The following is a 12,358-nucleotide window of genomic DNA, read 5'->3' on the forward strand; positions in this document are numbered from 1 at the left end:
CCCTTATCTACCCTCAGGCTGCTTCTTCCCGCAGCAGCTTCTTGTTGATCTTGCCGACACTGGTCCTGGGAATGACCTCGACAAAGACGATCCGCCCGGCCTCCGGCACCGCATACTTGCTGATCCGGCGCGATTCCACATGTGTCATCAGCCGCGCGCGGATCTGCTCGGGCGCGACCTCGACACCGGCGGCGCGCACGACAAAGGCCATCGGCCGCTCGCCCCACTTCGCGTCCGGCACGCCGATCACCGCGCATTCCTGCACGCCCGGCACCTCGGTGATCAGGTTCTCCACCTCGATCGACGACACCCATTCGCCACCGGTCTTGATCACGTCCTTGATGCGGTCCACGATCTGCACGAAGCCGTCTTCGCCCATCACGGCAACGTCCTGGGTATGCAGGTAGCCGCCGGCCCAGAGTTCTTCCGACGCCTGCGGCTTGCCGAAATAGCCCTTGGTCAGGAACGGTGCGCGCAGCACGATCTCGCCGCGGCTCTTGCCGTCGCGCGGCAGGTCCTGCATGTCTTCGCCAACGATGCGGCAATCCACCATCGTCACCGGGCGGCCGGTGGCGCAGCGCATGCGCACTTCTTCCGCGCGGTCCGCGGGCACGCGGCCGGGCGGGAGCTGGGCCAGCGCGACGATGGGGCCGGTTTCGGACATGCCGTAACCGGCGAAGATGTCGATGCCGCGCGCCAGCGCCGCCTCGCACAGCGCGGGCGGCAGCGCCGAGCCGCCGATGATGATCTTCCAGCCCGACAGATCGGGGGTGCCGTCCTGCGCGGACTGCAGCAGCATCTGCAGGATGGTGGGCACGCAGTGCGAGAACGTAACCTTCTCGGTCTCGCGCAGCTTGAGCAGCAGGTCCGGCGCGTAGCGGCCCGGCAGCACGGTGCGCAGCCCCAGCATCACGGCGATGTACGGGATGCCCCAGGCCAGCACGTGGAACATCGGCGTGATCGGCATGTACACGTCTTCACGGTGCATGCGCTGGCCTTCGCGCGGCGAGCATAGCGTGGTGGCCGAGGCCAGCGTGTGCAGCACGATATCGCGGTGGCTGTAGCAGACGCCCTTGGGATCGCCGGTGGTGCCGGTGGTATAGAAGGTGGCGGCCCTGGTGTTCTCTTCGAACTCGGGGAACATAAAATCGGCCGACGCCGCTTCGACCAGCGCCTCATATTCGCCCGCCAGCGGCGGGGTCGATGCCGGCACCTGCTGCCCGTCGGCCATCAGCACGAAGCGCGGGTTGCAGGTCAGCTCGCCGCGGATCTCTTCGAGCACCGGCGCGAAGTCCGGATGGAACAGCACGATGTCGGCGCCGGCGTCGTTCAGCGTGTACAGGATCTGCCGGGGCGAAAGCCGCACGTTGACGGTGAAGAGCGTGGCGCCCATCATCGGCACGCCGAAATAGCACTCCAGGTAGCGGTGGCTGTCCCAGTCCATCACCGCCACGGTGGTGCCGTGGCCGGCGCCAAGCGCGGTCAGCGCCGAGGCCAGCTTGCCGATGCGGGCGCGGAAGTCGCGGAAGGTGTAGCGCATCTGGCCGCGGTAGCTGATCTCCTGGTCGCCATGGAGGCTCACCGAATTGATCAGCAATTGCTTCACCAGCAGCGGGTAAGCGTAGGCCGACTGCGCGGGGGTAATCAGGTTGTCTTGCATGCTTGCCTCGTGCTCAGAACGGCTTGCTGCCGATGATGCCGGCGCGCTCCATCTTGCGGTGGCACGGCGGATAATCCATCACTGCGTAATGCTGGGTGGCGGTGTTGTCCCAGATCGCCACGCTGTCGGGCGCCCAGCGCCAGCGCACCTGGTATTCGGGGATATATGCCTGGCTGATCAGGTAGCGCAGCAGATCGCCGCCGCCAGGGTTGGCGTCCTGGCCAAAGCGCACGCGCGCGGGCGTGTGGTAGTTGGTGAAATGCGTGGCAAAGGCGTTGACGTAAAGGATCTTTTCCCCGGTTTCCGGGTGCGTGCGCACGACCGGGTGCTCGGCATCCGGATACTGGGCCTTGAGCGCCAGCCGTTTCTCGATCGGCATCGCGGCACCGAAGCTGGCTTCGATGCTGTGGCGCGCGTGCAGGCCGGCAATCTGCGTCTTGACGTGATCGGGCAGCCGCTCGTAAGCCAGCGCCATATTGGCCCACATGGTGTCGCCGCCCACCGGCGGGCATTCCACGCAGCGCAGCACGGCGCCGAACTGCGGCGCCTCGCGCCAGGTGGTGTCCGAGTGCCAGGCGTTCTCGTAGCGGTCGTTGGGCTGGTCCGGCGTCTTGTAAATGCGGACCAGTCCGGGGTGCTCGGGATCGCTGCCGGCCACCGGATGGTCTTCCAGCTCGCCGAAGCGGCGCGCAAAGGCAACGTGCCCGGCGCGGCTGAAGCGCTGGTCGCGCAGGAACAGCACGCGGTGCTGCAGCAGCAGCGCGCGGATCTCGGCAAACAGGCCATCATCGCGCACCGCATCGGCCAGGTCGACGCCGGTCAGTTCTGCCCCAAGGGCACAGCTCAGTTGGTGGACTTGCATGATGGCGCTCCTCAGACCACGAATATCGACGAACCGGTGGTCTTGCGCGACTCCAGGTCCCGGTGCGCCTGCACCGCGTCCTCCAGTGCATAGCGCTGGTTGATCTCGATACGGATGCGGCCGGCGCCGACGTGGTCGAACAACTCACCGGCAAGTTCGGCCTTCTCGGCGGGGTCGGCAATGTAGTCGGCCAGCGCCGGGCGGGTCAGGAACACCGAGCCCTTCATCGCCAGCAGCACCGGGTCGAACGGCGGGATCGGCCCCGATGCGGTGCCCACGCACACCATGGTGCCGCGGCGCCTGAGCGAGTCCAGCGACGACATAAAGGTGGTCTTGCCGACGCTGTCGAACACCACCGACACACCAACGCCATCGGTCAGCTCGCGCACGCGCGCGGCCACGTCTTCATGGCTGTAGTTGATGACGTGGTTGCAGCCGTGGGCGCGCGCGACCTCGGCCTTGGCTTCGGAAGACACCGTGCCGACCACGGTCAGACCGAGCAACCTGGCCCATTGCGCCACGATCAGCCCGACCCCGCCGGCCGCGGCATGCAGCAGGATGGTGTCGCCCGGCCGGAAGGCGTGGATGCGCCGCATCAGGTAGGCAGAGGTCAGGCCGCGCATGGTCATGGCGGCGGCGGTCTCGAAACTGATGGTCTCCGGCAGGCGGATCAGCGGTGCCGCCGGCACCAGCCGGGCGGTGCTGTATGCACCCAGCGTGTTGACGAAACCGGTGTAGGTGACGCGGTCGCCCACCGCCACGTTGGTCACGCCCGGGCCGATCGCCTGCACCACGCCGGCGGCTTCCACGCCGATACCGGCCGGCAGCGGCACGGGGTAGGTGCCGTTGCGAAAGTACGTATCGGCATAGTTCAGGCCGACCGCGACGTGGCTGATGCGCACCTCGCCCGGGCCGGGTTCGCCGACTTCGGTGTTCTCATAGCGCAGCACTTCCGGGCCACCGATCTCGTACATACGGACAATTTTTTCCACAGCCTTTGTCTCCTTGGTCTGGGGCGGCGCATGCGTGCGCCACGCACTGGATGCAACTGTAGGTGCCGGCCCGCGGCGGCGCTTTGCAATAGCTTCCATGGACTTTGCATTTCATGCCAAGGGGGCCTATCATCCGGCTGCAAGACGATGCAGGCGCCCCGCGAGGCGCCGCCGAAGACAAGACAGGAGACGAGCGTGGAGACGCTGGTGCGTGCCGCGGCACTGACCAACTTCTTTGAGGTGGCCGCGGACCTGGGCCTCAACCCGCAGCCCCTGCTGCGTGCTGCCAGGCTGAGCCGGGCGCTGCTGGCGGATCCTGACCAGCGTATCCCGGCCAACGCCTGCGCGGCGCTGCTGGAGGCGGCGGCGCAGGCATCCGGGCGCCCCTCCTTCGGCCTGCGCATGGCCGAATCGCGGCAGCTCTCCGACTTTGGTGCGATGAGCCTGCTGATCAGCCAGCAGCCGACGCTGCGCGACGCGCTGGCCACCACCATCGCCTACCGGCATCTCGTCAACGAATCCGTGGCGATGCTGCTGGAAAGCGCCGGCGAGGCGGTCATCATCCGGCAGGAAGTCGTGCTCGATACGCCTTCGCGGCAGGCTACCGAGCTTGCGATTGGCGTGCTGTTCCGCCTGTGCCGGGCACTGCTCGGGCCCAGCTGGCGGCCGCTCAGCGTCAATTTCACGCATGCGGCGCCGGCCGACCTGGGGGTGCATCGCCGGATATTCGGCTGTCCGCTGGAGTTCGGCAGCGAGTTCAACGGCATTGTCTGCCGTGCGGCCGACCTGGACGCGCCCAACCCCACCGGCGACCCCGCGATGGCGCGCTACGCGCAGCGTTTTGTCGACGCCTTGCCAAGGGCGAACGCGCCCTCGATCGGCCGCGACGTGCGCCAGGCGGTCTACCTGATGCTGCCGGTGGGGCGCGCCACGTGCGAGGCGGTGGCGCAGGGGCTGGGCCTGAGCCAGCGCACCATGCAGCGCCAGCTCGATGAAGCCGGCGAGACCTTTACCGGCATCCTCAATGAGGTGCGCCGCGAGCTGGCAAGGCGCTATGTCGAGAACCCGAAATACTCGCTGTTGCGGGTGTCAGGGCTGCTGGGCTATGGCTCGGCCAGTACCTTTACGCGCTGGTTTTGCGCGCAGTTCGGCGAGCCGCCGATTGTCTGGCGGCGCAAGCATGCGAGGCCGGGGCCCTGAAGCGCCCGCGTCAGCGCGGCTCGTTCGTCCCCGCCTGGATCTCCGCCTGCAGTCGCTCTTCCTGGGCCTTCAGCTCAGGCGTGAGCTCGGCACCGAAATCCTCGAGCTCGAATACCGGGCGAATCTCGATCTCGGACTCGCCTTCCATGGGATTGGGACAGCGCCTGACCCATTCGACGGCTTCTTCCATGGACTTGACCTGCCACAGCCAGAACCCGGCGACGAGTTCGCTGGTCGCTGCAAACGGTCCATCGATCACGGTCCGCTCGCTGCCCGAGAAACGCACCCGTTTGCCTTTGGCGCTCGGGTGCAAGCCCTCGCCCGCCAGCATCACGCCCGCCTTGACGAGTTCTTCATTGAAGTTGCCCATTGCCGTAAGCAGTTCCGTGCTGGGCATCTTGCCGGCTTCTGACTCGCTCGTTGCTTTTACCATCACCATGACACGCATTGTCATATCTCCTTGAGTGGACTGGATCCTGCCTGCCGAGTATCCAGCATATACATGGGGCTTGATGGGCGCGTGGCGAAATCATGCAGCGACGGCGGGGGGCGTGAGCATTACTTCTCACAATGCGAGGCTTCGTGGCTTTGTGAAGATGCGTGAGCGAGCGATGCGCGCTGATTTGCTCCCCGCTAGAGGCGAGCAAACCGACCCGGATCATACGGCCGCGGATCAATATAAGCCGTTTCACCATCCATCAGTTCAGCAATCAGCCGCGCCGTAACCGGCCCGAGCGTAAAACCCTGATGCGCATGCCCGAAGTTGAACCACAGCCCAGGATGCCGCGGCGCCCGCCCGACAATGGGCCGCATGTCAGCCACACAGGGCCGCGCCCCCAGCCACGGCGTCGTCTCCACAGGCGCGCCGAGCCGCACCAGCTCGCTGGCATACCGCTCGGCACGCTGCAGCTGCACCGGCGTCTGCGGCGCCTCGTGGTGAGCGAACTCGGCACCGGTGGTCAGGCGCAAGCCGCGCGTCATCGGTGCCAGCATCAGGCCGTTCTCGGCGTCGAGCAGCGGCAGCTTCGGCATCGGTTCGGCCGCATAGTGGAGGTGATATCCGCGCTTCACGAACAGCGGAAAGCGGTAGCCGAGCGGCTTGGTCAACGCCGGCGCCCACGGCCCCAGCGCAACCACGGCATCTGACGCGGTGAGCGGGCCATCGTCGGTGGTCACGGTCCAGCCGCTGCCTTGCTGCTTCAGCGTGGTGGCGTCGCCGCGGCGGATGATGCCGCCCTCGCGTTCGTAAAGCCTGACGTAGCGGTTCACCAGCTCGCCGGGATCGGCGATGGTCCAGGGATCGCGCCAGTGGATGGCGCCGGCAAGCGTGCCGTGCAGCAGCGCGGGCTCGGCAGCGGCAATCCCAGCATTATCGAGAATCCTGCAATCGAGCCCGTGTTCCTGCGCGACCGCGGTGGCGGCGCGCGCCGCTTGCTCGAATGGCAGTTGGCGGCGATAAGCCTGCAGCCACCCCGACTTGCTGACGAGGTCCTGTGCGCCGGCCAGCGTGATCAGCCGCTCATGCTCGGTGAGGCAGTGGCGGATCAGTGCGCTATAGGCCGTTACCGTGTCCGCGTACCGCCCGGGCGCCGATTCGCGCCAGTAGCGCGCCAGCGTTGGCAGCAGGCTAGCGAGCGCTTCCGGGTGGTAATGGACATCGTTGCCCTGCCGGGTGATCACGCGCAGCACCGCCATCCATTCGCGCGGAAAGGCATACGGCTGTACCGCTTCGCGCTGGATGATCCCCGCATTGCCATACGACGTTTCCCTGCCGGGCGCCTGCCGGTCGACCAGCACGACCGCGTGCCCGCGCTGGCGCAGCGCGAGTGCCGTGCAGACGCCGACCATGCCGGCGCCGAGTACCAGGATGTCCTTTTTCATGCGTGTATTCTGCCCTTAAACCGGATAGCCACCGGCGGCCATTAATGCAATCCACAGTTGCCGATCCGGCAATCATGCGGCGCCGATGCGCGTGATGGCCTCGGCCAGGTGCTGGACGAAGGCCCGCCCCGCGGGCGGCAGGTTGCGTCGGGCCAGCGTCTGGATCTCGACATAGCGCTCGTTCATTTCACGATCGCGCAACGGCACCGCCGCGATCGTGCCCTCCTCCAGCCGGCGCCGCACCGACAGCTCGCCGTAGAAGGTGATGACCCCACCGCCGGCGGCCGCAAAGCCGACCAGCGAGCCCAGGTGGTTGCTGGAAAAGACAGTCTGGTAGCTCAGTCCCTGGCGGCTGCAGCTGGTATCGAGCAACTGCCGCAGCGAACTGTCCTTGGGCGGCAACGCGAGCGGATAGCCAATCACCTGCGACAGCGAGATCTGCCGCTGCCCCGCCAGCGGATGGTCCGGTGCCATGACCGCGAGCACCGGCGCCGGGTGGCGCAGTTCCACCTCGATATCCAGCTCGGGCAGCCCGCTCAGCGTGATGCCCACGTCGGCCTCGCCGTCGCGGATGCGCCGGGCGATATCGCCTTGCGGGCAGACGTCGAGATCGAAGCGGATGCCGACATACTTTTCGCGGAAGCTCGCCGCCAGCGTCGGAATGAAATCGTGCGCGAGGCCCTCCACGCTGGCCAGGCGCACCTGGCCGACGCGCAGCCCCCGCAGCGCCTGGATATCCCCGGTCACGCGCTCGATATCCTGCTGCGCGCGCTTGGCATGTGCGGCCAGCAGCTCTCCCGCCGCGTTCGGTACCAGGCCCCGGGCGCGCCGGTCAAACAACAGCGTATCGAGTTCGCTTTCCAGCTTGGCGATCTGGCGGCTGACCGCCGACGGCGCGACGTTGAGCTTCAGCGCGGCGTCCTTGACCGAGCCGGTGCGCACCACCTCGAGGAAGTAGCGGACAGCGGTTTCCTGCAGGATGCGGTAGGACATGGGGACCTCGGCAATACGGGAAGCGGGACAACATGCCGATTCTATTGATTGCCGATTCGGCAATCAATCCTTCGAAACATTGCTACGATCTCACTCCTCTGAGGTCGTACGATGGTGTTACGGCGCCGTGCTGCCACGCGTCGCTTCTCCACCTGCCGGAGCCTCACCATGCGATTCCGTGTCCCCCGCGCCCTCTTCCCACTCATGGCCTGCAGCCTTGCCACCGGTGGGGCCCTCGCGCCAGTTCAAGCGGCCGCGCAAGGCGGCTATCCCTCCAAGCCGATCCAGTTGATCCTGCCATTTCCGCCGGGCGGCGCCACCGATGTGGTCGGCCGGGTGATCGGCAAGAAACTGAGCGAACGGCTCGGCAAGTCGGTCGTGATCGAAAACCGCCCCGGCGCCGGCACCATCGTCGCCGCCAGCTACGTGGCCAAGTCCGCACCGGATGGCTACACGCTGATGGCGACGTCGGGCACTACCTTTACGGTCAACCCGGCTGTCTACGCGAAACTGCCCTATGACCCGCAGAAGAACTTCGAGCCGATCGGCATGATCGGTTCGACCGGCCTGATCCTGCTGGCAAACCGCGACGTGCCCGTGAACAACCTCAAGGAGTTCGTCGCCGCCACCAAGGCGGAGCCGGGCAAGTACTCGTACGGGTCGTTCGGCGCCGGCACCACGTCGCACTTCGCCGCGGAGCAGTTGCTGAACTTGACCGGCACAAATCTGCTGCATGTGCCGTACAAGGGCAGCGCGCCTGCCATGACCGACCTGATCGGCGGCCAGATCCCGTTCAGCGTGGACACCGTCGCCGCGGCCATCCCGCAGCTCAAGGCCGGGAAGATCAAGGCTATCGCGGTGACCACGGCCAGGCGCTCGTCGCTGTTGCCTAATGTGCCGACCGTGGCGGAAAGCGGCTATCCGGGCATGGACGCCAGCACCTGGATCGCGCTGGTCGCGCCGCAAGGCGTGCCGCCCGAAGTAAAGGCGAAGCTGGAAAAGGCGCTGGCCGAATCCGTTGCCGATCCGGCGACACGCAAGCAGCTGACCGACAACGGCATCGAGCCGTTCTACGCGCCGGGCAAGCAAGTCAGCACGATGATCGAAAAGGAAATGCCGCAGATGCGCGCCATCGCGCAGCGCGCCAATATCAAGCTCGACTGAGCTCCAGACACCGCCCGCGCTGCTGCAATCCCGGCGCGGCCCATGGGACCACTGCTTCATGAACACGCCAGACCACCTGACCGCGGCATCCGCGGTCGAACTTCGCCGGCTGATCGGCGCCAGGGAAATCTCCCCAGTCGAGCTGCTCGACGCGTGCATCGCCCGGATCGAGACCTACAACCCGATCATCAACGCAATCACGGCAACCTGCTTTGAGCGGGCACGCACCGAGGCGAAGCGCGCCGAGCAGGCGGTGCTGCGCGGCGAACCGCTCGGGCTGTTGCATGGGCTGCCGCTCGGCGTCAAGGACCTGGAGGCGACCGAAGGGCTGCTTACCACCTACGGCTCGCCGCTGTACCGCCACCATGTACCGACGCAGGACAACGTGCTGGTGTCGCGGCTGCGCGCGGCTGGCGCCATCGTCGTCGGCAAGACCAATATCCCGGAGATGGGCGCCGGCGCCAACTCCCGCAATGCGGTCTGGGGCGCGACCGGCAACCCGTTCAACCCGAACCTCAACGCGGGCGGCTCGTCCGGCGGCTCGGCGGCCGCGCTGGCGGCGAATTTCCTGCCGGTCTGCACCGGTTCGGACACCGGCGGCTCGCTGCGTATTCCCGCGGCCAAGTGTGGCGTGGTGGGCTTCCGGCCCTCGCCGGGGGTGGTGCCCAACTCGCGCAAGCTGCTGGGCTGGACGCCGATTTCGGTGGTTGGCCCGATGGGCCGCACCGTCGCCGACACCTGCCTGCAGCTCGCGGCCTCGGCAGGGGTGTCGGTGACCGATCCGCTCAGCTACGCATTGAACGCCGACGCCTTCCTGTCGCCGGCGCGCGCTGAGCTGTCGTCATTGCGGGTCGGCTGGACCGAGGACTTCGGCTGCTGCGCCGTCGACGCAGGCATCCGCCGCGTGTTCCGCGGCAAGATCGCCGCGATGCGGCATCTGTTCAGGCAATGCGACGAAGTCAGCTTCGAGCTTGGCGATGTGCACCGCTGCTTCGATGTGCTGCGCGCGGAGAGTTTCGTCGCCGGCATGCACGACGCCTACCAGCGCGACCCAGCCAGCCTGGGGGCCAACACCAAGGCTAATTACGAGATGGGCGCAAGGATGTCGCTGGCCGACAGCGCCTGGGCGCAGGCCGAGCAGAACCGCATCCTGCAGCGCTTCCAGCGCGCCTGCGAGGACTATGACCTGATCCTGTCGCCGACCACGCCGGTGTCGCCGTTCCCGTGGACCAGCCTGTACGCGGACAGGATCAACGGCGAGAAGCAGGAAACCTATTACCGCTGGCTGGCGTTGACGTATGTCGTGACGCTGACCACGCATCCGGCCATTGCGCTGCCATGCGGGACCGACGAGGTTGGCATGCCGTTCGGGCTGCAGGTGACCGGCCGCTTCCGTGGCGACCTGGAAACGCTGGGCGCGGCGCTGGCGATGGAGGGTGCCTTCTCCGCTTCGCCCGCCTTGCGCCGCCCGGTGCCGGACCTGGCGAGCCTCACGCCGCCCGAGCCCGCGCTACGCTCCATCGTCACCGCGCCGCCGGCCGTCGGCGCCGAAGCGGGTCGTGGGAGCGGGGTCTCGGCGGTATAAAAAGGCGGCGGCGCCTGCGATGGTGCCGGCCGTCTTTATCGCGAAGCCACTTGAGTCGCCCGTCCGGCCAGCGTGCTGTCGGACGCCCTTTGCGCCGATGACCGTGACCGGGCCGCCCTTAAGCAAAAAGCCGAACCCGTCCTCATCGGATCGGGTTCGGCTGTGATAGCAATCTCCGGCAGGTCAGACCGGACGATTACCGCGGTGTCGCATCATCAATCGGCCTCCGGGTCGTTCTTGAACCTCAGCACCACATGTCGCCCTTCGCTGACCGCGCCACTCTTGGCGACAGCGTAAAGCACGTAGTCTCCGGCGATCGCAAGCCCGGGCAACGGGGGAGCAGTCACTTCCAGCTTGCCGTTGGCAGCCTTCCCGAACGGGAGCTTCACGTATTGGTTGCCCCACGTCCAGTTGTGGGTGATCGGGCCGGTACGAATCAGCGCAATCGATTCGATTTCGGCACCGGAGACGTCAAGGTAGAAGGTCTTGCCGTAGCGGATGCTGTTGGGGGATTTATCGATAACCGGCTTTGCTCCTTTGAAGAAATAGGGTGGCTTGTAGTGTTCGAGGACCGGAACGGCGGCATCCCGTTGTGCCTGGGTCTGTGGCGATCCCGGAATCAGGTTGACCCGGTTGCCGCCCATCACCCATACGCCGCCATTGGGCATCAGCAGCGCGGTGGAATGGTCGTGCCGGGGTACCGGGGAAGTGATCAGGTCGGTCCTGCTGCCGTCTGCCGGATTGAACATCTGGTAGCGAAGGCTGTTCACGTCTCCGTCGGCACCACCAACGACCAGCAGCTTCCCGTCAGGCAGAGCGACCACATTGTTCTGCGTGACCGGCTGGATCAGGTTGGCGAGGGGCTTCCATTTTGGCGATGGACTGGAGAAGTTGATGGTTTCCGCTACCGCTGACGCAGGCGTGTTGCCACCATCGGAGCCGCCGAACATGAACACCTCCTGCGACCATGTGCCGTCCGCCTTGATGGTCACCATCATCACGCCGGCGCCACTGTCGTGGGCATTCTGGGCCGTATCGACAAAGGTCCAATGGTTCTGCGCTTGCGTGGCAATCAACGGGTCGGCGAGCGCCCCCTGGACATCGAGCAGATAGGTCCTTCCGCTGTAGAAGAACGGATCGTAGCCCCGGATGCTCAGTCCGCCCGGTTGCCCGGGCAGCGGCGGTACGACTTCCGATACGACCGCGACCTTCCAGTCCTTCTCGCCCGGTCCTGTCTGGACGACAAAGGCGCGGGGATACATCGGCAGCAGCTTGCGCGCGTTCTCCAGCGCGACCGTGGTATCGGTCTTCGGGTCGTAGATTTCCGGGACTGCCTGCCGCACCTTGGTGGAACTTGCATTGGCCGGCCCGACGCTGGTGTCCTGGTCGGAGCCGGACAGGACCAGGATCTTCCCGTCTGGCAGCGTCACCGCGGTCGGATACCAGCGTTGATACTTCAGGTCGGAGGCAGTCGGGGGATCGGTGTTGTTTTCATCCAGCGGGTTGCAATGCGTCAACACGCCGGTGGGGTCCGATTCAAAGCCGGACCTGACGCAGGGTATCGGACGGCTTACCCACTGCTCGGATTTCGGGTCGAACAGGTTGACCTTCCTGCCGCCATTGTTGCCGCCCTTGTCGTGCAGTCCGAACACATAGATCCGGCCGTCCACGCCGGAAACGTGGCCATTGCAGAACAGGTTATATCCCAGCCCCTTGGAAAAACCGGCATCCGTGAAGAAGCGGTCGGTGAAGCTGATCTCGGCGCTGGTCACATCGGCGATCGACGTCTTGGTAAAGGTGCCGGTATCGATCAGCGACTGAAGTCCGCACACATCGAGCACCTGGGCGTTTTCGCGTTCGAGGTCGGGACTGTAGCGCGACCAGCCGCTTTCATCGAGCTGGCCAAGTGAGAAGCCACCCTGTACCCATTTGATTACACACAAGTCAGTCACCCAGTTCTCGTGCGTACCTGAGGCCGGCGGCGAAATCCATCACTCGCTGCAGTCCTTGCCAGATGGTCT

The 12,358-nt window shown here is 66.1% G+C and carries 10 protein-coding genes; 3 read left to right on the forward strand and 7 right to left on the reverse strand.

Features of this window, described 5'->3' with window-relative positions; genetic code table 11:
• Positions 1 to 13: 13 nt before the first annotated feature.
• Genes AB1I47_RS29215 through AB1I47_RS29225 form a run of 3 tightly spaced genes read right to left on the reverse strand, consistent with a single transcriptional unit; the run spans position 14 to position 3,514 of the window.
• Positions 14 to 1,660 carry a fatty acid--CoA ligase gene (locus AB1I47_RS29215; RefSeq protein WP_354687175.1) on the reverse strand — a complete coding sequence of 549 codons (1,647 nt, stop codon included), beginning with the start codon at positions 1,658 to 1,660 and terminating at the stop codon, positions 14 to 16.
• Positions 1,661 to 1,673: 13 nt separating this feature from the next.
• The gene (locus AB1I47_RS29220) at positions 1,674 to 2,522 is read right to left on the reverse strand and encodes a TauD/TfdA dioxygenase family protein (RefSeq protein ID WP_354687176.1); all 849 of its coding nucleotides are present in this window, start codon (positions 2,520 to 2,522) and stop codon (positions 1,674 to 1,676) included.
• A gap of 11 nt (positions 2,523 to 2,533) precedes the next feature.
• Positions 2,534 to 3,514 (reverse strand): quinone oxidoreductase family protein, encoded by a 981-nt coding sequence (locus AB1I47_RS29225; RefSeq protein WP_354687177.1) that lies wholly within the window; start codon positions 3,512 to 3,514, stop codon positions 2,534 to 2,536.
• A 195-nt stretch (positions 3,515 to 3,709) separates the two neighbouring features.
• Here AB1I47_RS29225 and AB1I47_RS29230 point away from each other — a divergent pair, with 195 nt between their 5' ends.
• Positions 3,710 to 4,714 (forward strand): AraC family transcriptional regulator, encoded by a 1,005-nt coding sequence (locus AB1I47_RS29230; protein WP_354687178.1) that lies wholly within the window; start codon positions 3,710 to 3,712, stop codon positions 4,712 to 4,714.
• 10 nt (positions 4,715 to 4,724) lie between these two features.
• Here the strand turns inward: AB1I47_RS29230 and AB1I47_RS29235 are convergent, their stop codons facing one another.
• From AB1I47_RS29235 to AB1I47_RS29245, 3 genes are all read right to left on the reverse strand, one after another.
• Positions 4,725 to 5,162: a YciI family protein gene (locus AB1I47_RS29235; protein ID WP_354687179.1), complete on the reverse strand. Its 438-nt coding sequence runs from the start codon at positions 5,160 to 5,162 to the stop codon at positions 4,725 to 4,727.
• A gap of 185 nt (positions 5,163 to 5,347) precedes the next feature.
• A complete protein-coding gene (locus AB1I47_RS29240; RefSeq protein ID WP_354687180.1) occupies positions 5,348 to 6,595 on the reverse strand; it encodes an NAD(P)/FAD-dependent oxidoreductase in 1,248 nt (415 codons plus the stop codon).
• A 72-nt stretch (positions 6,596 to 6,667) separates the two neighbouring features.
• Positions 6,668 to 7,588: a LysR family transcriptional regulator gene (locus AB1I47_RS29245; protein WP_354687181.1), complete on the reverse strand. Its 921-nt coding sequence runs from the start codon at positions 7,586 to 7,588 to the stop codon at positions 6,668 to 6,670.
• A gap of 168 nt (positions 7,589 to 7,756) precedes the next feature.
• Between AB1I47_RS29245 and AB1I47_RS29250 the strand changes: the two genes are divergently transcribed.
• Entirely contained in the window at positions 7,757 to 8,752 is a 996-nt protein-coding gene (locus AB1I47_RS29250) for a Bug family tripartite tricarboxylate transporter substrate binding protein (RefSeq protein ID WP_354687182.1), read from the forward strand.
• Positions 8,753 to 8,810: 58 nt separating this feature from the next.
• Positions 8,811 to 10,337 carry an amidase gene (locus tag AB1I47_RS29255; protein ID WP_354687183.1) on the forward strand — a complete coding sequence of 509 codons (1,527 nt, stop codon included), beginning with the start codon at positions 8,811 to 8,813 and terminating at the stop codon, positions 10,335 to 10,337.
• Between the two features lie 215 nt (positions 10,338 to 10,552).
• Here AB1I47_RS29255 and AB1I47_RS29260 read toward each other — a convergent pair whose 3' ends face one another.
• Positions 10,553 to 12,289 (reverse strand): galactose oxidase early set domain-containing protein, encoded by a 1,737-nt coding sequence (locus tag AB1I47_RS29260; RefSeq protein WP_354687184.1) that lies wholly within the window; start codon positions 12,287 to 12,289, stop codon positions 10,553 to 10,555.
• Between the last annotated feature and the right edge of the window lie 69 nt (positions 12,290 to 12,358).

Origin of the sequence: Cupriavidus necator (genome assembly GCF_040578825.1) — a bacterium.
GTDB classification, from domain to species: Bacteria; Pseudomonadota; Gammaproteobacteria; order Burkholderiales; family Burkholderiaceae; genus Cupriavidus; species Cupriavidus necator_E.